Source organism: Streptomyces sp. Go-475 (genome assembly GCF_003330845.1).
GTDB lineage: Bacteria > Actinomycetota > Actinomycetes > Streptomycetales > Streptomycetaceae > Streptomyces.
The window spans coordinates 3811583-3831155 of the sequence record NZ_CP026121.1; the positions used below are offsets into that span (position 1 = coordinate 3811583).

Consider the following 19573-nt stretch of genomic DNA (forward strand, 5'->3'; position numbering starts at 1 on the left):
TCCGCGCGTAGACCTGATCGCCTCGTAAGCTGTCCCTCATGGCGAAGTGGACCCCCCGACACGAGGCGCCGGAGCCCCTGGAGGGCCCCGTGGTCGCCACCATCACCGGCGGCACGATCCTGTGGTTCGTCCTCTTCCTCGTCCAGCTCCCCTTCTACGGCTGGTTCGACGACCGCGGCACCACGTGGTGGGTGTGGACCTGCCTGGCAGGCGGCGGACTCGGCCTGATCGGCGTCTGGTACGTCCGCAAGCGCGATGCCGCGATCAAGCGGGCCGCCGCGCAGGACACCCCCGGCGCCCCCTCCCCGCAGTAGGCCCTGGCGGGACCGCGACCCACCCGCGCCCGCGCACGACGGCGGGCGAAGGACGCGCGCCCCCACCACCCGGCGTCAGGCGCACGCACGCGCACCCCCGCCGCCCGGCAGGACAGCCACCCGCGCCCTCCCTACGCTCGATAAGAGGCGGCGAAACGCTCGCAACCCGTCGCGCGCACAGCCGCCCGACCGGCGAGGAGCGCAGCCATGACGACGCAGAACACCGCGGCCGAGGCCGACCGCGCCCTGAAGGCCAAGCACCGGGCGATGTGGGCCCAGGGCGACTACCCGTCCCTGGCCGCCGAGATCATCCCCGCGCTGGGCCCGATCCTGGTCGAGGCGTGCGAGGTACGCGCGGGCCAACGCGTGCTGGACGTCGGCGCCGGCTCCGGCAACGCCGCGATCCCGGCCGCCCTGGCCGGCGCGGACGTGGTCGCCTCCGACCTCACCCCCGAGCTGTTCGAGGCGGGCCGGCGCGCGGCCGAGCAGCAGGGCGCGCGGCTCACCTGGCAGGAGGCCGACGCCGAGGCGCTGCCCTTCGGGGACGCCGAGTTCGACACCGTGCTGTCCTGCGTCGGCGTCATGTTCGCCCCGCACCACGAGCGCGCCGCCGACGAACTCGTCCGGGTCTGCCGGCCGGGCGGCACCATCGGGCTGCTGAGCTGGACGCCCCAGGGGTTCATCGGCCGGATGTTCGCCACGATGAAGCCGTACGCGCCACCGCCCCCGCCGGGCGCCCAGCCGCCCCCGCTGTGGGGCGACGAGGACCATGTGCGCGGGCTCCTCGGCGACCGGGTCACCGACGTGCGCGCCGAGCGCCGGACCGTCCGGGTCGAGCGTTTCGCGACGCCCGAGATGTTCCGCGACTACTTCAAGGAGCGCTACGGCCCGACCATCACGGTCTACAAGAACATCGCCGGCGACCCCGACCGCGTCGCCGCCCTGGACCGCGACCTGGCGGCCCTGGCCCGCGACGCCGACCTCGGGACCGGGCCGGGCGGGACGGCCCTGGACTGGGAGTACCTGCTGCTGACCGCCCGCCGGGCCGGCTGACGGCACGGCACGGCACGGCACGGCACGGCACCAGGGTCCGACGACGTACAACTGCCGTACGACCACGGCACGAAGTCCGTCCATCCCAGGTCGGATCTTCGTCACATTCGGCAGGTGAACCCGCAAATCCGCACGTACCGTCGAATGCATGACGCATCTCGACGCGGGTGCCCGGCCCGACTCCGCGCGGCCGGCGACGGTCACCTCACGCGAGACCGGTCTGACCGGTGCTCAGGTCGCCGAACGGGTGGAGCGCGGCCAGGTCAACGACGTGCCGGTGCGCAGCAGCCGCTCCACCGTCGACATCGTCCGGGCGAACGTCTTCACCCGCTTCAACGCGATCATCGGCGTGCTGTGGCTGATCATGCTGGTCGTCGCGCCGATCCAGGACAGCCTGTTCGGCTTCGTGATCCTCGCCAACACCGGCATCGGGATCGTCCAGGAGTGGCGGGCGAAGAAGACGCTGGACTCGCTCGCGCTGATCGGTGAGGTCAGACCGACCGTCCGCCGGGACGGGGCCACCGGGCAGGTCAGCACCTCCGAGATCGTCCTCGACGACCTGATCGAGATCGGCCCGGGCGACAAGGTCGTCGTCGACGGCGTCTGCGTCGAGGCCGACGGGCTGGAGATCGACGAGTCGCTGCTCACCGGCGAGGCCGACCCCGTGGTCAAGCGCCCCGGCGACCAGGTGATGTCCGGCAGCTTCGTGGTCGCGGGCGGCGGGGCCTTCCAGGCGACCAAGGTCGGCCGGGAGGCGTACGCCGCGCAGCTCGCCGAGGAGGCGTCCCGGTTCACCCTGGTCCACTCCGAGCTGCGCTCCGGCATCTCCACGATCCTCAAGTACGTCACGTGGATGATGGTCCCGACCGCGATCGGCCTGATCATCAGCCAGCTGTTCGTGAAGGAGAACGCCTTCGACGACTCCGTCGCCCGCACGGTCGGCGGCATCGTCCCGATGGTCCCCGAGGGGCTCGTCCTGCTCACGTCGGTGGCCTTCGCCATCGGCGTGATCCGGCTCGGCCGCAAGCAGTGCCTCGTGCAGGAGCTGCCCGCGATCGAGGGCCTGGCCCGCGTCGACACGGTCTGCCTGGACAAGACCGGCACCCTCACCGAGGGCGGCATGGACGTCACGGAGCTGCGGCCCCTCCAGGGCACCGACGAGACGTACGTGCGGACGGTGCTCGGCGCCCTCGGCCAGTCGGACCCGCGGCCGAACGCCTCCCTCGAGGCGATCATCGACACCTACCCGGCCGTCGAGGACTGGCGCTGCACGCAGGCGCTGCCGTTCTCCTCCGCCCGCAAGTACAGCGGCGCCGCGTTCAGCGAGGGCGACGGGCAGAGCAGCACATGGCTGCTGGGCGCGCCCGACGTGCTGCTGCCCGACGAGGACCCGGCCCTCGCCGAGACCGAGCGGCTGAACGAGCAGGGCCTGAGGGTGCTGCTGCTGGCCCGGGTCGAGCGGGACCTGGACGATCCGGAGGTGGCGGAGGGGGCGAAGCCCGCCGCCCTGGTGGTGCTGGAGCAGCGGCTGCGGCCGGACGCCGCCGACACGCTGCGCTACTTCGCCGACCAGAACGTGAAGGCCAAGGTCATCTCCGGGGACAACGCGGTGTCGGTCGGCGCGGTCGCCGCGAAGCTGGGGCTGTCCGGGACCACCGTGGACGCGCGGCGGCTGCCCGCCGAGCAGGACGGGATGGCCGAGGCCCTCGACGACGGCACGGTGTTCGGGCGGGTCACCCCGCAGCAGAAGCGGAACATGGTCGGGGCGCTGCAGTCCCGCGGGCACACGGTCGCGATGACCGGGGACGGCGTGAACGACGTCCTGGCGCTGAAGGACGCCGACATCGGCGTCGCGATGGGCTCGGGCTCGGAGGCGACCCGGGCGGTCGCGCAGATCGTGCTGCTGAACAACAGCTTCGCCACGCTGCCGTCGGTAGTGGCCGAGGGACGCCGGGTCATCGGCAACATCACGCGGGTCGCGACCCTGTTCCTCGTCAAGACGGTGTACTCGGTGCTGCTGGCCGTGCTGGTGGTCTGCTCGCAGGTCGAGTACCCGTTCCTGCCGCGCCACCTGACGCTGCTGTCGACGCTGACGATCGGCGTCCCGGCGTTCTTCCTGGCGCTCGCGCCCAACAAGGAGCGCGCGAAGCCGAACTTCGTGCGGCGGGTCATGCGGTACGCGATCCCGGGCGGGGCCGTGGCCGCGGTGGCGACGTTCGCGACGTATCTGATCGCGCGGGAGCACTACACGGGCGCGGGCGCGCTGGACGCGGAGACCAGTGCGGCGACGCTGACGCTGTTCCTCATCTCGATGTGGGTGCTGGCGATCATCGCCCGGCCCTACACCTGGTGGCGCCTCGCGCTGGTGGCCTCGATGGCCGGGGCGTTCCTGCTGGTGCTGGTCGTGCCGTGGCTTCAGCACTTCTTCGCGCTGAAGCTGGTGGGGATGACGATGCCGTGGATCGCGGTCGGCGTCGCGGCGGTGGCGGCGGCCGCCCTGGAACTCCTGTGGAGGTGGGTGGACCGCCGCTTCCCCGCGTAGCCGGGGCTACTTCACGTCGACGTAGTCGCCGGTGGCGTTGACGGCCGGAGTCGTCGTCGTGCCGGCGAAGCTGAAGCGCCAGTAGCCGTCGTACTGGGCCGTGGCGGTGGCCTTCAGGTTGCCGTAGTTGTCCGAGTACACCGTCTTGATGGTGGTGTACGTGCTGGTGCCCGCCTTGCGGAACTGGAGCTTGACCGGCTGGTTGGTGTAGCCGTGGTAGGCGTTGTCCTCCCAGTTGGCGCGGGACAGCTTGCCGGTGGACGTGATCGTCTTGCCCTTGTAGACGGGCTCGGGGCCGGCGTTCACGGTCAGCTTGGAGTAGCGCTGCACCTTGGTGGAGGCGAGGCCGCCCTGCTCCTTCTCGTCGCCGTTGCTGGTGACGGCGAGGGCACCGGCGCCCCAGGTGCCGGCGTCGGAGTTGTACAGGTCGCCGTCGGCCGGGTGGATGCTGATGACGCCCTTGCAGTTCAGGACGGTCGACGAGGCGGCGGTGCAGGTGGCCGGCTCGTCGCTGATGAAGAGGTTGTCCGCGGTGTCGATCGAGGAACCGTGGTAGATCAGCGGGCCCGTGGCGAAGTTGTCGGAGCTGGTGTCGAGGTCCGCCGCGTGCGTCACGGTGTAGGTGACGGGGAAGCTGACCACGTTCGTGGTGCCGACGACTATGTTCTTGCCGCTGTTGACCTTCATGTTGGAGAAGGTGACGTCGAGGGTCGACGCGGTGGTGCTGCTGCCCGAGTCGGCGTCCGCGGCGGCGGAGCTGAAGGCCGCCTTGCCGGACGGCGCGTCGGCGGCGTGGGCGGCCGGCACGACGAGGGCGGAAAGGGCCAGGGCGCCGGCGACGGCGGCCACGGTGGCTCGCATGTGCATGTGTTCCCCAGGTGGAGAAGTGATCGTGGAGTCTGTTGACTCACGCGATCAGATCCACGAGCCCCCCGGTGGGTTGTAGGGCGCGGTCCGGGTTTTGCCATGTCATCCATGATGTTTGACACGCTCATGGGGCGGGCGGGCCAGCAGCCCGGTGCCCGGACGGCGACCGCCGGCCCCGGCATGGCTCCGGGACCGGCGGTCGTCGTGGTCGGGACGGGGTCAGCGCACGTCGACGAAGTCGCCCGCGGCGTTGACGGCCGGGGTGGTCGTCGTGCCCGCGAAGGAGTAGCGGAAGTAGCCGTCGGTGGAGGCCTTGACGGTGGTCTTCAGCTCACCCGTGGAGTTCGACTTGATGGTCTTCACCGTGGTGTAGGTGTCGGAGCCCTTCTTGCGGAACTGGAGCTTCACCGACTGGTTGGTGTAGCCGTGGTACTTGTTGTCGTCCCAGTTGGCGCGGGACAGCTTGCCGGTGACCGTGATGGTCTTGCCCTTCTTCACCGGCTCGGGCGAGGCGTTGACCGTCAGCTTCGAGTAGCGCTGGAGCTTGAAGGAGTTGGTCGGGTCCGTCACCGCGACACCGACGTTGTCCAGGTTCGGGTTCTCCGGGTCCTCGCCGTTGAACGCGACGGCGAAGCCCGCGGCCTTCCAGGAGCCGGCGTCCTCGTTCAGCAGCGCGAACGGGTCGATCTCCACGGTGGCCTTGCAGTTGGCCACGGTCGCGGAGGAGTCGGTGCAGCTCGCGTCGTTGCTGTCGAAGAAGAAGACCGACTCCTCGAACGAGGCGCCGCGGTACAGCTCGACACCCGCGAAGAAGTCGGCCGCGTGGATGTCGACGTCCGCGCCGTGCGTCAGCTTGAAGGAGACGGGCACCTTCACCAGGTTGGTGGTGCCGACCGCGATGTTCTTGCCGTTGTTGACCTTCACGGAGGAGAAGGTCGCGTCCAGGGCGTACGGGGTGCCGTCCGCGGCGGCGGCGAAGGCCGACCGGCCGGAGTCGGCGTGGACGACCTCGCTGGCGGCGGCGATGTCCGCGGGAACCTTCGGCTCGGCGGCCTGCGCGGCCGGCACGGCGAGGGCGGAAAGGGCCAGGGCACCGGTGACGGCGGCCACGGTGGCTCGGATACGCATGCGTTCTCCAGGTGGAGAGGGGCCCCGGCGCTCGTCGTCGGCTCCTGGGGCCCAAGTGATCGTGGAGTCTGTTGACTCACGTGATCAGATACCTCAGCGATGCGCTTGGTTGTACGACTGGTAAAAAATATGTGCGGAACTTTTCACCAACAGCCGTACACCACCACCGGATCGGTCGAAATCCCGGACCGGTCGCGGCGCCGGATCAGTCGAACCACCGGTCCCGCGCCAGCTCCTCCGTCCGGGACGGATCCTCCAGCAGCGCCGCCACCTCGAACCGCCGCGGCCACTGCCCCGCCGCCCAGGCCAGCCCCGCGGCGACGCCCTCCAGGGTGGCGGCGTGCAGGACGCCGTCGTCGGTGAGCCGCCAGTCGATCTCCACGCCGTCCACGACGAGTTCCTCGTGCTCGACGTAGGAGGCGGGGGTCAGCCGGCCGAGCAGCACCCGCACCGGCTCCGGGACGTCGTGCTCGGTGCCCTCGGAGGTGACCTGCCCGGTGACGGACTCGCTCAGCCGCCGCACCTGGAACAGCTCGGCCAGCTCGGCGGCGCGGGACGGCCGTACGGGCAGCAGCGGGACGCCCTCGGTGAACGGCAGCAGGTCGGGCGAGTCGCACACCACGGCGTCGGCCGCGTCGACGACCTCCACCCGGCCGTCGACGACCGCGCGCAGCTCGTCCGGCAGGGTCACCTGCTCCGGGTCCAGCTCGGCCAGCGCCCCGTACAGGGCGTGCAGCTGAGCCCCCGTCACCTCCCGCTCGGGGTCGGCGAGCCGGTCGAGCAGCTCGGCCGCGCCGCCGGGCTCGTCCAGCAGCGCGGCGACCGACGTCCGCACGCCGAGCGCCCGCAGCACCTGCTCGTCCTCGAACCCGGTCGCGTCGGCCTCGTCGTACAGGCCGCGCAGCAGCGGGTCGCCGCCGGCGGCGCGCAGTCCGGCCGGGCGGCGGCCGTCGAGCACCGGGTTCCCGCGCAGCCACCAGGCGGTGTACGGCCGGACGACCTCGTGCGTCCCGTCGTGCAGCAGGATCCGCACGGGCTGCACGATGGCGTCCCGCAGGGGCGGCCGGGACAGCAGGGCCAGCGCCTGCGGCCACTTGTCCTCGTCGACGAGGTCCAGGTCCCGCACGGCGATGATCTCGGTGGCGACCGGCGGCACGGGGCTGTCCGGGAAGCGGTCGAGGATGTCCTCGCACCACACGTCGACGGCGTCCAGCAGTCCCGCGTCGTCGGGCTCGGCGAAGTCCCCTTCGCGGGGCTCCAGTTCGTCCGGGTCGAGGACGACGTCGGTGGCGCGGACGAGTGCGAAGTCCACCAGGACGCCGCAGGCGGCCAGCGGCTGCTCGCCCCACTTCGCGGCCAGCTCGGCGTCCACGGCGGCCAGTTCGCCCTCGCGCATGACCTGGGCGAAGGGGCCGCCGGGGAAGACCAGTTCGCAGGCCGGGGCCGGTTCGCCGTCCTCGTCGGGCAGGGCGAGCGCGCCGAGCCAGGGCTCGTCACCGGGTTCCAGGCCGGCGTCCCGCACCAGGGCGAGGACGGTGTCGGCGAGTTCCTCGGCGTCGAGGGAGTCCTCCTCCCAGTTCACCGCGCCCTCGTCGTCCAGGGACGCGGCGACGGCGGCCCGCACCTGCGGGGTGGTGAGGACGGCCCGCGGGGTCGCGGGCAGGGCGCCGAGCTTCTCCAGGATCGGGTGGGCGGCGTCCGGGTGGGCGACCTTCAGCCCGAGCCGGGCCAGCACCTCCGGGTCGATCCGGGCGCCGTCCGCGCCGGGCAGCAGCACCTGCCGGGGCCCGATGGTCGTACGGCCGTCCGCGAGCGGTACCGGCAGCCCCGACAGCCGGTCCGGGTCGACGCCGGCCAGGCTGTCGTAGAGCCGCCGCCACCAGCCCGGGTCCTTCTCCAGCCCGGCCAGCCGGTCGATCGCGTCGGTCAGCGGGACCCGGGCGACCGCCAGGGTCCGCAGCTCCGCGCGGCGTTCGAGCCCGGCGGGCAGCAGCGTGGGCAGCACCTCGGCGAGGACGCCCACGGTGTCCGCGCCGGCGCCCTCGACGAGTTCGGCGTCCCGCGGCCGCAGGGATTCCGGCAGGTCGTCACCGTCGTGGGGCGGGACCGCGGGCGGCAGGAAGGACGTGCGGGGCAGCCGCTCCAGGATGGCCCGGCGCAGGGCGCCGTCCAGCTCGCCCTTGCCGAGCGGGCCGGGCACGAGGTCGATGATCCCGGCGGTGACCGGCCGCCAGTCGGCGAGGAGCCCGGCGTAGGCGTCGGCCGCGCGCTGCACCAGGAAGTCGGTGAGCGGGCCGGGGGCGGCGTGCCGGCGGGTGGAGTCCAGCGGGAAGGAGGCGATGAGCAGGGCCGGGACGCCGAGCGGCTCGTCGCTGGGCGTGGGGGCGTGCACGACCGGGCTGGTGCGGGGCCGGGCCGGGCTGCCGTCGCTGTCGACGGGCACGGCCCAGGTGACCGACCAGTGGGGCCGCAGCCGCTCCTCGACGGGCCGGTCGGCGAGCAGGTCGGGGGTGAGGGGGCCGTGGGCGGCGGCGGTGCGCCAGTGGGTGACGCCGTTGCCGGAGTCGTCGACGACCGTGAAGGGCCCGTCGGTGCGGCGGGTGAGGGTGCGGGGGCTCTCCCCGTTCACCTCGACGACGAGTTCTTCGAGGCCGGGGAGGGTGAGCAGCAGGGCGTCGTCGACGGCGTGCAGGAGCCGCTCGGCGAGATCGGCGGCGGCCGCGTCGCGCAGCGGCAGGATGACGGCGGTGTCGTACGGGTCGGGGGCGGTGCCCTCGGCGGCGAACGGCAGCCGCAGCAGCGGTACGTGCCCGTCCCGGCGCCGGATCTCGTCCCCGAGCCCGGGGCTGTGCCGGGCGGTCTCGGCGGCGCGCTCGCGGGCCTCGGCGAGGGACCAGCGGACCCCGCCGTGCCGGCCGACGACGGCGGGCTCGTCGGTGACGGCGAGGACGGCGGCGAAGCCGACGCCGAACCGGCCGACGGCCCGCTCGTGGGTCTCCCGCTTCGCGGAGGCGCGCAGCGTGGACAGCGACTCGACGCCGGCCGCGTCCAGCGGGGCGCCGGTGTTGGCGGCGACGAGCACCCCGTCGCGCAGGGTGAGCCGCAGCCGCCCCGGCACTCCGGCCCGGGCCGCCGCGTCGGCGGCGTTCTGGGCGAGCTCGACGACGAGCCGGTCCCGGTAGCCGCCGAGGACGAGGTCCTCCTCGGCGTTGGCGTCCTCACGGAACCGGGCCGGGCTGGTGGCCCAGGCGTCGAGGACCCCGCGCCGCAGACGTGCCGTGCCGAACGGGTCGGCACCCTCGGCGGCCGGGCGCACGAACTTGCTCACGTTCACTCTCCTCGTCGGCGGCGTGGGCCGTGAGGTTGAAGGTACCGCGACCGGGAGCGACCCCCGGACCAGGTCCAGGGGAGTGCCTCGGGTCCTAGGAGTGCCCCAGCTCCGCCGACGACTCGTCCTGCGTGACCGGTACGGAACCCGAGTCGGAGGCCGGGCGCAGCGGGAACGGGTCCACCCGGGTCTCGTCGATCACCGGCGGGGCCGGCTGCGGGGGCTTGGGCATGACCGCGGCCTCGGAGTGGCCGCCGCAGCCGTAGGCCAGGGAGACCAGGCGGCCGTCGGCCGGGGAGAACTCGTTGGCGCAGACACCGAAGGCCTGGCCCAGGGAGCCGCCGACGGGGACGAGGAAGCCGCAGCTGACGCAGGCCGCGGGGGCGGACTGGGCCATGGGGGTCTTGGGGCCGAAGGCCTCCTCCCAGCGGTCGGCCGCGGTGTGCAGGCCGTAGCGGGAGAGCACCCGGGCGCGGCGCATGCCCAGTTCCTCGGCGACCGCGGCGATCGACCCGCGGGACGGCGTGACCGGCAGGCGGGACGGGGGGCCCTCGGTGACGTCGGCGTCCTCCGCCTCCACCAGGTCGGCCATCTCGTGCGACACGGCGGAGTTCGGCGGGGGCTCGTCCTCGCCCGAGTAGCCGGGCTCCAGGCGCAGGTCCTCGGCGTCGGTGGGGAGCAGGTCGCCCGGGCCCATGTCGCCGGGGCGGAGCCGCTCGCTCCACGGCACCCACTCGGGCGCGAGCACCGCGTCCGGGCCGGGCAGCAGCACCGCCTCGTCCACCGTGACGATCTTGGCGCGGGACGCCCGGGCCACCGTCACGGCCCAGCGCCAGCCCCGGTAGCCCAGCTCCCGGCACTCGAAGAAGTGCGTGACAACGCGGTCCCCCTCGGAGACCAGCCCCACGTGCTCGCCGACGATCCCTGGCGCGGCGGCCTCCTCGGCTGCGGCGCGCGCGAGGTCGACGGCCTCGGCGCACAGGCGGTCAGGGGTGCGGCTTCGCGTTGTCGCTGCGCTCACAGGTATCGCTTCTCTCCATACGCCGTCTCACGAGTGCGCCACTCCCAGCGCCCGGGGCGGGACGGAGCGGACCTGGGGACCGCGTCGACGTCCTTCATCCATTCTGCGGGATGGCGGAGATACGCACGCTACCCTTCCGCCCCACTTCGCGTACACCGACGGTTCTGTAACCCGTCGGCCCGGTCATGGGAGCACCGCCCTGCCGCCGCCTCCGGACGGTCACCCCAGAGGCCCTATACAAGCGGTAATGGCACTAGCCACAGCCTTATCGGGGCACTATGACGTCGTGGCAGCCGCGAAGACGCCCCAGGGCGCCACCGGGACCGGTGGGCCGAAAGGGCTCAAGGGAAGCAGCCGACCGAGCGGACCGGGCCGTGTGGGCGGCTCCCTCCGCGCGGTCGGCCGTGCCCTGCACTTCCCGGTGACCGGCACCGCCCGCGGCATCCGCAAGGCGACCCACGCGCACGGCGCGGGCGAGTCCGGCCTCGGCAAGCTGATCGAGCTGCACGGCGTGAACGGCGCCGGCGACGTGATGATCACCGTCGCCCTCGCCTCGACCGTCTTCTTCTCCGTACCGACCGACGAGGCCCGCGGGCGCGTCGCGCTGTACCTCGCCATCACGATGGCGCCCTTCACGCTCCTCGCGCCGGTGATCGGCCCCCTCCTCGACCGCATCCCGCACGGCCGCCGGGCGGCGATGGCCGGCGCGATGCTGGCCCGGGCGCTGCTGGCGATCGTGCTGTCCGGCGCGGTCGTCAGCGGCAGCATCGAGCTGTACCCGGCCGCGCTCGGCGTCCTGGTCGCGTCGAAGGCGTACGGCGTGGTCAGAAGCGCCGTCGTGCCCCGGCTGCTGCCGCCCGGCTTCTCCCTGGTGAAGGCCAACTCGCGGGTCACCCTCGGCGGCCTCCTCGCCACGGGCGTCGCCGCGCCCGTCGGGGCCGGGCTCCAGCAGATCGGACCGCGCTGGCCGCTCTACGGCGCCTTCCTGATCTTCGTGGCGGGGACGGTCCTGTCGTTCACGCTGCCGCCGAAGGTCGACTCCGCCAAGGGCGAGGACCGGGCGCTGCTCGCGGCCGACGAGCAGCACCTGCACGGACCGCACCGCAAGCCCGTCAAGCGCCCCGGGCTGCGCACGGTCGGCCCGGCCGTCACCCACGCCCTGGCCGTCAACGCCTCCATCCGCTGCCTCACGGGCTTCCTGATCTTCTTCCTGGCCTTCCTGCTGCGCGAGCATCCGATCTCGGGCCAGAGCGCCGCCGTGTCCCTGGGGATAGTGGGCGTCAGCGCGGGCGCGGGCAACGCCCTCGGTACGGCGGTCGGGGCGTGGCTGCGCTCCCGGGCGCCCGAGATCATCATCGTGACGGTCGTGGCGTGCGTGCTGGGCGCGGCGATCACGGCCGCGGTGTTCTTCGGCGCGGTCCTGGTCGCCGGCCTGGCCGCGATCGCCGGTTTCGCGCAGGCCCTGGCCAAGCTGTCCCTGGACGCGCTGATCCAGCGGGACGTGCCCGAACTGGTCCGCACCTCGGCCTTCGCCCGCTCCGAGACGCTGCTGCAGATGTCCTGGGTGCTGGGCGGCGCGATCGGCATCCTCATGCCCCTCAACGGCACGCTCGGCCTCGCGGTGGGCGCCGCGATCGTCGGCACGGGCTGGCTGACGACCGTCCGGGGGCTGCTCGGCTCGGCCCGGCGCGGGGGCGCGGGGCGGCCGCGAGTGGCGTAACGGTACGGGCACGCCCTACCCCAGGTGGGGATGGGGCTCGGTGCGCCCGATAGCCTTCGCCCATGAACACGTTGCAATCCGCTGTGCGACGCCGCCGCGCCGTCGCCGCCGCCGGCGTCGTTTCCGCCGGACTGCTCGTCCTGTCGGCCTGTGACAAGCCGTCGGCGGTCGCCACGGTCACCGTGGGCAGCTCCTCGGTGAACTCCGAGGCCACCTGTGGCGGCCAGGGCGAGACCCTGAAGTCCGCCGACCTGACCCGGTGCCTGAAGGACAAAGGCATCAAGAGCATCTCCGTCGACCCGGACGAGACCGTCCGCTTCGGCGTCGACCCGGAGATCGCCGACAAGGGCTGGACGATCCTGATGAACGGTCAGCCGCTGACCGACGCCAGCACGAAGACGTACCGCACGATCCCGGGCAGCGTGTTCTTCAACGCCCAGTACGGCGCGCAGGGCAACTCGACGCTGGTGTCCATCAAGGAGGGCGAGAAGGACACGTCGGGGCTCTGGAACTTCAAGCTCGAGAAGGACGCCTGATCGCTGCCGCCGGGCTTGGCCGGGTGCTTGTCGCCACCGCCGTTTCCGTGGAGAGGGACGCGGTGGTCGCGGGCCTGGGGGAGTCGTCCCCGGGGTCCGGTGCATCGGCACTCGGCGCTGCGGGCCGTGTCGACGTGATCGCCGTGGGTGTCGGGCCCGGTCTCGCTGCCGCTTCGACCGCTTCCGCGCTCACCGCCGCCGCCCTCGTCGGCACCCCCTACGACCTCGTCGTCTCCGCCGGGATCGGGGGCGGTTTCCAGCCCGACGCGCCGGTGGGGACGCTGGTCGTCGCCGATGAGGTCGTCGCGGCCGATCTGGGGGCCGAGACCGAGGACGGGTTTGTGTCGGTCACCGAGCTGGGGTTCGGGACCGTCCGGCATCGGCCGCCCGGGGAGCTGGTGCGGCGGGTCGCCGAGGTGACCGGGGCCCGTGCCGGGGCCGTGCTCACCGTGTCCACCGTGACCGGGACGGCCGCCAGGGCCGCCGCCCTGCGTGAGCGGCACCCGACCGCCCTCGCCGAGGCCATGGAGGGGTTCGGGGTCGCCGAGGCCGCCGTCGCGCAGGGCGTGCCCGTGCTGGAGGTGCGGGCGATCTCCAACCCGGTCGGGCCGAGGGACCGTGCCGCCTGGCGCATCCCGGACGCCCTGGCCGCCCTGACCGAGGGTTTCGGGAAGCTCGTGCCCGTACTGGAGAGTTGGAACCGGCATGACAGTTGAGCAGCTGCAGATCGCGTACTCCCCCTGCCCGAACGACACCTTCGTCTTCGACGCCCTGGCCCACGGCCGCGTCCCCGGCGCCCCCGAGCTGGACGTGACCTTCGCCGACATCGACGTCACCAACGGCATGGCCGAACACGGCGAGTTCGACGTGCTGAAGGTGTCGTACGCCGTGCTGCCCTACGTCCTCGACCAGTACGCCCTGCTGCCCTGCGGCGGCGCGCTGGGGCGGGGCTGCGGGCCGCTGGTGCTGACGCGGGAGCCGGATGTCGACCTGACCGGGCGGACCGTCGCGGTGCCCAGCGAGAAGTCGACCGCGTACCTGCTGTTCCGGCTGTGGGCGGCGGACACCGTGGCGGACGGGGTCGGCGAGATCGTCGTCATGCCGTTCCACGAGATCATGCCGGCCGTGCGGGACGGGAAGGTCGACGCGGGGCTCGTGATCCACGAGGCGCGCTTCACGTACCGGACCTACGGGCTGCACAAGCTCGCCGACATGGGCGAGCACTGGGAGAACACCACCGGGCTGCCGATCCCGCTGGGCGCGATCATCGCCAAGCGGACGCTGGGCGAGCAGAAGCTGCGGCTGCTCGCCGACTCCATCCGGACCTCCGTACGCGCCGCCTGGGACGACCCCGAGGTGTCCCGCCCGTACGTCATGGAGCACGCCCAGGAGATGGACCCGGCCGTCGCCGACCAGCACATCGGGCTGTACGTCAACGAGTTCACCGCCGACCTCGGCGAGGACGGCTACGCGGCCGTGCGCGGGCTGCTGACGCGCGCGGCGGCCGAGGGGCTGGTGCCGCCCCTCGGCCCGAACGCGCTCGCTTTTCCCTGAGCGGGCGTCACACGTCCAGCTGGTCGGCGACCGCCCGCAGCAGCCCGGCGATCTTCTTGCCCGCCGTCTTCTCGGGGTAGCGGCCCCGCTCCAGCATCGGGGTGATGTTCTCCAGGAGCGTCGTCAGGTCCTGGACGATGGAGGCCAGCTCGTCGGGCTTCTTGCGGGTCGCGGCGGCGACGGACGGGGTCGGGTCCAGGATCGTCAGGGACAGCGCCTGGTCGCCGCGCTGCCCGGCGACCACCCCGAACTCCACTCGCTGGCCGGGCTTGAGCGTCTCGACTCCGGCGGGGAGGACCGAGGAATGGACGAAGACGTCACCGCCGTCGTCGCGGGAGAGAAAGCCGAAGCCCTTCTCGCTGTTGAACCACTTGACCTTGCCGGTAGGCACGTCTGTCCTCGTCCTCGTACTCGTCGGAAAACTGCTTCTGAAAACGGCTCTTGATAGCACTCGGGCGGGTCGTACGACCCGCCGGTACCAAGGCTAATGGTCTTGCAGCCGGTGACAAGACGTCACCCGGTTGTTCCTTCGCGCTGGGAACTACCCTGGTCCGGTGCGTGACAAAACCCAAACGAATTCCGCCGCTCCCGGTGACCGCCTGGTCCGTGCCGGAGCCGTCGTCTTCTTCATCGGCGCCGTGGCCACACTGGTCACGGTCGCCCCGCTGTTCCTCGGGACGACGCCCTTTCCGACGTACATGTTCGGATTGAGCATGCTCATGGCAGTCGGTTTCCTGATGGCCGGTGCGGGAGTACTGCGTTCCGTGGCGGCCGGGCGCCGTCAGGCGCGTGCGGGGCGGTAGTCCGAAAGCCACCCGGGGAATTCGGTCAGGCCGGTGAGGACGACGTCCGCGCCCGCCGCCCGCAGTTCCTCCTCGGGGCAGGGGCCGGTGGCCACCGCGACCGAGAGCGCGCCCGCGGCCCGGGCACCGCGCACGTCGCCGACGTGGTCGCCGACGTAGACACCCGCGTCGTGCTCGCGCAGCGCCTCCGCCTTCTGCTCGGCCCACAGGTCGCCGATGACCGCGTCGGGCTCGATGCCGAGGTGGGCGAGGTGCAGCTTCGCGTTGGGCTCGTACTTGGCGGTGACGACGATCGCGCGTCCCCCGGCCTCCCGTACGGCCGCGACGGCCTCCCGGGCGCCGGGCAGCGCCGGGCTCTCGGCGATCGCGATCGCCGGGTACATCTCCCGGTACACCTCCGCCACGGTCGCGACCTCCTCGGCCGGGAACCAGTTGATCAGTTCCTCGGCCAGCGGCGGCCCGAGCCGCGTGACCGCCAGATCGGCGTCGATGTACGTCCCCGTCCGCTCCGACAGCGCCTGGTAGCAGGCGCGGATGCCGGGGCGGGAGTCGATCAGGGTCATGTCGAGGTCGAAGCCGACGGTGAGTGCGCGCGAGGTCGTGGAGGCCATATGGGCCATTGTGCCCAGGGGGTGTGAACGGCAGTCGCGGCCCTAGGGCCGACGCTGTGAACGCCACACCAGGAACAGCGCCGACGCCACCGCCGCCCCGCGCACCACCCACGGCCACGTCTGGGCCACCGCCTCGTTCATGTGCCCCTCGGCGATGGGTGCGCCCCAGCGGCCGTTCATCCGCCCCCACAGCCAGACCAGGCCCGCCACGACGGCCGTGCCGGGCAGGATCACCACCGCCCACTTCGTCTCCGCCGGGCTCAGCCGGCGGGACGCGTACGCGATGAGCCAGCCGAGGAGCAGCACGAACCAGTTGCCGAGCACCGCGCCGGCGACCAGGAGCCCGGCGGCGATGAGGAGGAGCGGGTTGCTCCAGCCGCCCGCGGGGAGGCCCGGCAGCCGGCGGCGGGTCCCGGGCGCGGCGGCCTCCTCCGCCGCCTCGACGGCCGGAGCGGGTTCCTCCGCCGCCTGCTTCTCCTGCTCCGCCTTCCGCTGCGGCGGCGGCTTCAGCAGGTCCGGCAGCTCCACCCCGCCCACGAAGCCCGGCACCTCGTCGCCCACGCCGAAGGGGCTGCTGTCCACCCGCCACCAGTCCGGCTGGACGGCGCCGTCCCCGAGTTCGTGCGCGGCGGCCAGGTGCGGCGGGGCCGCCCCCTCGGGGGCGGTGGGGCGCGGCTCCTCGGCGGGCCGTGCCGGGCGGGGGCGCGGTACGACGCGCCGCAGGACGCCCTTCGCCCGCTCGCCCGGCTCCTCCGGCTCGCGCTGCACGGGGACGGAGGCGGGGGCGGTGTGCTGCGGCTCGGCGGCGCCGGATCCCGTACCGTCCGCTGCCGCCGCCACGACCTCGTCGGGGCTGCCGAGGCGGGTCAGGATGCGGCGGACGGCGGCGGGCGAGTCGACGGTGGCCTTCGCGCGGCGCCGGTCGATCTCGTCGCGCAGGTCCGCGACCAGGCGCATGCGGGTGGCCGACGACAACTGCCGCTGCTGGGCCACGTCGCCGACGCGGCTCAGATACTCGTAAACGACCTGGTCGCTCTCGATCCCCACGAAGTCCCCTCCGGGGCGGGTGCCTTGGGAAGCCCGTCGGACGACGGTACCGCGAGCACCGACAGCGCCGCCAAAAGCCCGTCGTACACAGTCGGCTCACCCGCCGGGGGCGACCCGCTACCGTTGGCCGGATGAGCACCGAGGACACGCCCGCGGCCCCCCGCTCCCTCGCGGAAGCGCTCCGCGCGCGGGGCGACGCCGCGCTGGGCGCGCTGCTGCGCAGCCGACCGGATCTCATCACGCCCGTGCCCACCGACCTCACCCAGCTCGCGACCCGCGCCGGCACCCGCGCCTCGGTCGTGCGCGCCCTGGAGCGGCTGGACCGGTTCACGCTGCAGACGGCGGAGGCGCTGGCCGTGGCCGCGGACCCGGCGACGTACGAGGAGCTGCTCGGGCTCATGGCCGGGGACGAGGGCGACCCGGCCGTCACCGCCGCCCTGCCGCACGCCCTGGACGTGCTGCGCGAGCAGGCCCTGGTCTGGGGCGCCGACGACCGGCTGCGGCTGGTCCGCACGGCCCGTGAGCTGCTGGCGCCCTCGCCGCAGCACCCGTCGCCGACCGGGCTCGGGCCCACGGTCCAGGAGGCCACGGCCGGGATGTCCCCGGGGCGTATCCAGGAGATCGTCACGGCCGCCGGGCTGCCCTCGACCCATGACTCGGTCTCCGCGGTGACCGCCCTGACCGGCCTGTTCACGGACCGGGCGCGGATGGCGGCGCTGCTCGCCGACGCCCCCGCCGAGTCCCTCGACGTCCTGGAGCGCCTGGTGTGGGGGCCGCCGTACGGCCAGGTCACGGCCGATCCGGCGCCCCGGCTGCGTTGGCTGCTGGACCGCGGGCTGCTGCTGCCGACGGCGCCGGGGACGGTCGTGCTGCCGCGCGAGGTCGCCCTGCACCTGCGGCGGGGGCTCGCGCACCGGACGCCCGAGCCGGTGCCGCCGGTGGTCGAGGCGGCCGCCGCGCACCGTCCACAGGTTGTGGACAGCAGCGCGGCCGGGCAGGCGTACACCGCCCTCGCGACCGTCGAGGAGCTGCTGAAGGACTGGGACGAGGGCGGGCCGGCGGTGCTGCGGGCCGGCGGGCTGAGCGTGCGGGACCTGAAGCGGACCGCCGTCGCCCTGGACGTGCCGGAGCCGGTCGCCGCGTTCTGGGTGGAGCTGGCGTACGCGGCGGGCCTGATCGCCTCCGACGGGGAGGCCGACGAGCGGTACGCGGCCACCCCGGCCTACGACGAGTGGCGGGAGCGACCCCCGGCCGAGCGCTGGGCGCGGCTGGCCACGGCGTGGCTGGCGGCGACCCGCACGGCCGGGCTGGTCGGCGGCCGGGACGCCAAGGACCGCACGCTGTCGGCGCTCGGGCCGGGCCTGGACCGCTCGGCGGCGCCCGAGGTGCGGCACCGGGTGCTGGCCCTGCTGGCCGCGCTGCCGGAGGGGGCCGCTGCGGACCCCGAGTCGGTGCTGGCCCGGCTGCGCTGGGAGCGCCCCCTGCGGGGCGCCCAGCGGCAGGAGGACGACCTGCGCGCGCGCCTCGCCCGGTGGGCGTTGTCCGAGGCGGAGCTGCTGGGCGTCACGGGCCGGGGCGCGCTGTCGGCCCACGGCCGGGCGCTGCTGGGCGCGCCCGCGGCGCCCGTGAAAGGACCGGAAGCGGAGCCCTCCGGTCCGTCCGGTCCGGGAGACAAACTGCCCGTCCACCACCACCGCACCGCACCGCTCACGCCCCTCTCCCCCGCCGAGCAGGCCGTCGCCTCCGCCGCCGCGGCCCGGCTGCTCACGCCGCTGCTGCCCGAGCCGCTGGACCACGTGCTGCTCCAGGCCGACCTGACGGCGGTGGCGCCGGGTCCCCTGCAGCGCCCGCTCGCCGACATGCTGGGCGTGCTCGCGGACGTCGAGTCCAAGGGCGGGGCCACGGTCTACCGGTTCACGCCCGGCTCGGTGCGGCGCGCCCTCGACTCCGGGCAGACCGCCTCCGACCTGCACGCCTTCCTCGCCGCGCACTCCCGTACGCCGGTGCCGCAGCCGCTCGCGTACCTCATCGACGACGTGGCCCGCCGGCACGGGCACCTGCGGGTCGGCGCGGCCTCGGCGTACGTCCGCTGCGACGACGACGCGGTGCTCAGCGAGATCCTCGCCGACAAGCGGGCCGCCGCGCTGGGCCTGCGCCGGCTCGCCCCGACCGTGCTGGCCGCGCAGGCGGACCCGGCGGGGCTGCTGGAGGGGCTGCGGGCGATGGGGTTCGCGCCGGCCGCCGAGTCCGCCGAGGGCGATGTGCTGATCACCCGCGCCCTCGCCCACCGCACCCCGCCCCGCGCCGCGCCCGAGCCGGTGCCGGACGGCCCGCCGGTCCCCGACGACACCCTGCTCGCCGCGGCGCTGCGCGCCATCCGGGCCGGTGACCTCGCCTCCACGACCCCGCGCAAGCCCGGCACGGCCCCGGCGGCCGACGGTGAGCTGCCGCGCACCGGTTCCGCCGAGACCCTGGCCACCATGCAGGCCGCCGTCCTGACCGGCGAGGCCCTGTGGATCGGCTACGTCAACGCCGAGGGCGCCGCCAGTCAGCGGGTCATCGCCCCCATCCGTGTCGAGGGCGGCTTCGTCACGGCGTACGACCACACCGCGGACGAGGTCCGCACGTACCCGCTGCACCGGATCACGGGGGTCGCGGAACTCGCCGACGACGCGGGCTGAGCACCGGGCCGGGGCGCCCGGGCGGCTTCTCACCCGTTCGGGTGCACGTCGGGGTTCATGCACGCCACGCCGGGGATGTCCCACGCTCGGGCGACCTTGCCGGGCGTGTCGCATCACGCCGGGGGGCCGGGGGCAGCCACCGGGTGTCCCTGTGAGCGCTGTCGAAAGGAACTCCCCGCATGCGCGCTGTTCGTCGAGTCGCCGCCGTCCTGGCCACCGCCGCCCTGATGACGTTCGGGGGGCTGGCCACTCCGGCCGCCGCCGTGAGCATCGATGTCGCCGGCCTCGTCCTCGAGACACCGCAGATCTGATCGCCCCCGCGCCCATCGGGCCGGCCCCGCGTCCGTGGGCCGGCCCGCGGTGTGGCG

At 73.7% G+C, this 19573-nt stretch carries 17 protein-coding genes; 10 read left to right on the top strand and 7 right to left on the bottom strand.

Annotation, left to right across the window (positions count from 1 at the left end):
* Positions 1–38 precede the first annotated feature (38 nt).
* The 3 genes from C1703_RS17425 (at position 39) to C1703_RS17435 (ending at position 3909) form a co-directional block, all read left to right on the top strand.
* Complete coding sequence (locus tag C1703_RS17425) at positions 39–314, top strand: DUF2530 domain-containing protein (RefSeq protein WP_114253750.1); 276 nt, start codon at positions 39–41, stop codon at positions 312–314.
* 207 nt (positions 315–521) lie between these two features.
* On the top strand, positions 522–1367 hold the full coding sequence (locus tag C1703_RS17430; RefSeq protein ID WP_114253751.1) for a class I SAM-dependent methyltransferase: 846 nt from the start codon (positions 522–524) through the stop codon (positions 1365–1367).
* A gap of 148 nt (positions 1368–1515) precedes the next feature.
* Positions 1516–3909 carry an HAD-IC family P-type ATPase gene (locus C1703_RS17435; RefSeq protein ID WP_114253752.1) on the top strand — a complete coding sequence of 798 codons (2394 nt, stop codon included), beginning with the start codon at positions 1516–1518 and terminating at the stop codon, positions 3907–3909.
* A gap of 6 nt (positions 3910–3915) precedes the next feature.
* Here the strand turns inward: C1703_RS17435 and C1703_RS17440 are convergent, their stop codons facing one another.
* The 4 genes from C1703_RS17440 to C1703_RS17455 all read right to left on the bottom strand — a co-directional run bounded on the left by C1703_RS17440 (position 3916) and on the right by C1703_RS17455 (position 10253).
* Positions 3916–4776: a hypothetical protein gene (locus C1703_RS17440; RefSeq protein WP_114253753.1), complete on the bottom strand. Its 861-nt coding sequence runs from the start codon at positions 4774–4776 to the stop codon at positions 3916–3918.
* 219 nt (positions 4777–4995) lie between these two features.
* Positions 4996–5904: a hypothetical protein gene (locus tag C1703_RS17445; RefSeq protein ID WP_198678201.1), complete on the bottom strand. Its 909-nt coding sequence runs from the start codon at positions 5902–5904 to the stop codon at positions 4996–4998.
* A gap of 205 nt (positions 5905–6109) precedes the next feature.
* The gene (locus C1703_RS17450; protein ID WP_114253754.1) at positions 6110–9232 is read right to left on the bottom strand and encodes a molecular chaperone Hsp90; all 3123 of its coding nucleotides are present in this window, start codon (positions 9230–9232) and stop codon (positions 6110–6112) included.
* A gap of 94 nt (positions 9233–9326) precedes the next feature.
* On the bottom strand, positions 9327–10253 hold the full coding sequence (locus tag C1703_RS17455) for a DUF3027 domain-containing protein (protein ID WP_114253755.1): 927 nt from the start codon (positions 10251–10253) through the stop codon (positions 9327–9329).
* A gap of 286 nt (positions 10254–10539) precedes the next feature.
* Between C1703_RS17455 and C1703_RS17460 the strand changes: the two genes are divergently transcribed.
* The 4 genes from C1703_RS17460 to C1703_RS17475 all read left to right on the top strand — a co-directional run bounded on the left by C1703_RS17460 (position 10540) and on the right by C1703_RS17475 (position 14063).
* Positions 10540–11973, top strand: coding sequence for an MFS transporter (locus C1703_RS17460; RefSeq protein WP_114253756.1), 1434 nt, complete (start codon positions 10540–10542; stop codon positions 11971–11973).
* A gap of 62 nt (positions 11974–12035) precedes the next feature.
* A complete protein-coding gene (locus C1703_RS17465) occupies positions 12036–12509 on the top strand; it encodes a DUF2771 domain-containing protein (protein ID WP_198678202.1) in 474 nt (157 codons plus the stop codon).
* Complete coding sequence (locus C1703_RS17470; protein WP_198678425.1) at positions 12479–13225, top strand: futalosine hydrolase; 747 nt, start codon at positions 12479–12481, stop codon at positions 13223–13225. Before C1703_RS17465 ends, C1703_RS17470 begins: the two co-directional genes overlap by 31 nt.
* On the top strand, positions 13215–14063 hold the full coding sequence (locus C1703_RS17475) for a 1,4-dihydroxy-6-naphthoate synthase (RefSeq protein ID WP_114253758.1): 849 nt from the start codon (positions 13215–13217) through the stop codon (positions 14061–14063). Before C1703_RS17470 ends, C1703_RS17475 begins: the two co-directional genes overlap by 11 nt.
* 7 nt (positions 14064–14070) lie before the next feature.
* On the opposite strand, the gene C1703_RS17480 is transcribed toward C1703_RS17475, so the two are convergent.
* Complete coding sequence (locus tag C1703_RS17480; protein ID WP_010035896.1) at positions 14071–14454, bottom strand: cold-shock protein; 384 nt, start codon at positions 14452–14454, stop codon at positions 14071–14073.
* A 163-nt stretch (positions 14455–14617) separates the two neighbouring features.
* Here C1703_RS17480 and C1703_RS39735 point away from each other — a divergent pair, with 163 nt between their 5' ends.
* A complete protein-coding gene (locus C1703_RS39735; protein ID WP_039932946.1) occupies positions 14618–14866 on the top strand; it encodes a hypothetical protein in 249 nt (82 codons plus the stop codon).
* Here C1703_RS39735 and C1703_RS17490 read toward each other — a convergent pair.
* Both C1703_RS17490 and C1703_RS17495 read right to left on the bottom strand, forming a co-directional pair.
* On the bottom strand, positions 14845–15486 hold the full coding sequence (locus tag C1703_RS17490) for an HAD family hydrolase (protein ID WP_114253759.1): 642 nt from the start codon (positions 15484–15486) through the stop codon (positions 14845–14847). The genes C1703_RS39735 and C1703_RS17490 overlap by 22 nt on opposite strands.
* A 33-nt stretch (positions 15487–15519) precedes the next feature.
* A complete protein-coding gene (locus tag C1703_RS17495; RefSeq protein ID WP_114253760.1) occupies positions 15520–16524 on the bottom strand; it encodes a hypothetical protein in 1005 nt (334 codons plus the stop codon).
* A gap of 131 nt (positions 16525–16655) precedes the next feature.
* On the opposite strand from C1703_RS17495, the gene C1703_RS17500 reads away from it, so the two are divergent.
* Both C1703_RS17500 and C1703_RS40135 read left to right on the top strand, forming a co-directional pair.
* A complete protein-coding gene (locus tag C1703_RS17500; protein ID WP_114253761.1) occupies positions 16656–19205 on the top strand; it encodes a helicase C-terminal domain-containing protein in 2550 nt (849 codons plus the stop codon).
* A gap of 179 nt (positions 19206–19384) precedes the next feature.
* Positions 19385–19516, top strand: coding sequence for a hypothetical protein (locus C1703_RS40135; protein WP_256984351.1), 132 nt, complete (start codon positions 19385–19387; stop codon positions 19514–19516).
* Positions 19517–19573: the final 57 nt, after the last annotated feature.

Bases quoted from the DNA above. Each gene is read 5' to 3' on its own strand.
- C1703_RS17425 (WP_114253750.1), top strand. From the start codon at position 39: ATGGCGAAGTGGACCCCCCGACACGAGGCGCCGGAGCCCCTGGAGGGC.
- C1703_RS17430 (WP_114253751.1), top strand. From the start codon at position 522: ATGACGACGCAGAACACCGCGGCCGAGGCCGACCGCGCCCTGAAGGCC.
- C1703_RS17435 (WP_114253752.1), top strand. From the start codon at position 1,516: ATGACGCATCTCGACGCGGGTGCCCGGCCCGACTCCGCGCGGCCGGCG.
- C1703_RS17440 (WP_114253753.1), bottom strand. From the start codon at position 4,776: ATGCACATGCGAGCCACCGTGGCCGCCGTCGCCGGCGCCCTGGCCCTT.
- C1703_RS17445 (WP_198678201.1), bottom strand. From the start codon at position 5,904: ATGCGTATCCGAGCCACCGTGGCCGCCGTCACCGGTGCCCTGGCCCTT.
- C1703_RS17465 (WP_198678202.1), top strand. From the start codon at position 12,036: ATGAACACGTTGCAATCCGCTGTGCGACGCCGCCGCGCCGTCGCCGCC.
- C1703_RS17475 (WP_114253758.1), top strand. From the start codon at position 13,215: ATGACAGTTGAGCAGCTGCAGATCGCGTACTCCCCCTGCCCGAACGAC.
- C1703_RS17490 (WP_114253759.1), bottom strand. From the start codon at position 15,486: ATGGCCCATATGGCCTCCACGACCTCGCGCGCACTCACCGTCGGCTTC.
- C1703_RS17500 (WP_114253761.1), top strand. From the start codon at position 16,656: ATGAGCACCGAGGACACGCCCGCGGCCCCCCGCTCCCTCGCGGAAGCG.
- C1703_RS40135 (WP_256984351.1), top strand. From the start codon at position 19,385: ATGCGCGCTGTTCGTCGAGTCGCCGCCGTCCTGGCCACCGCCGCCCTG.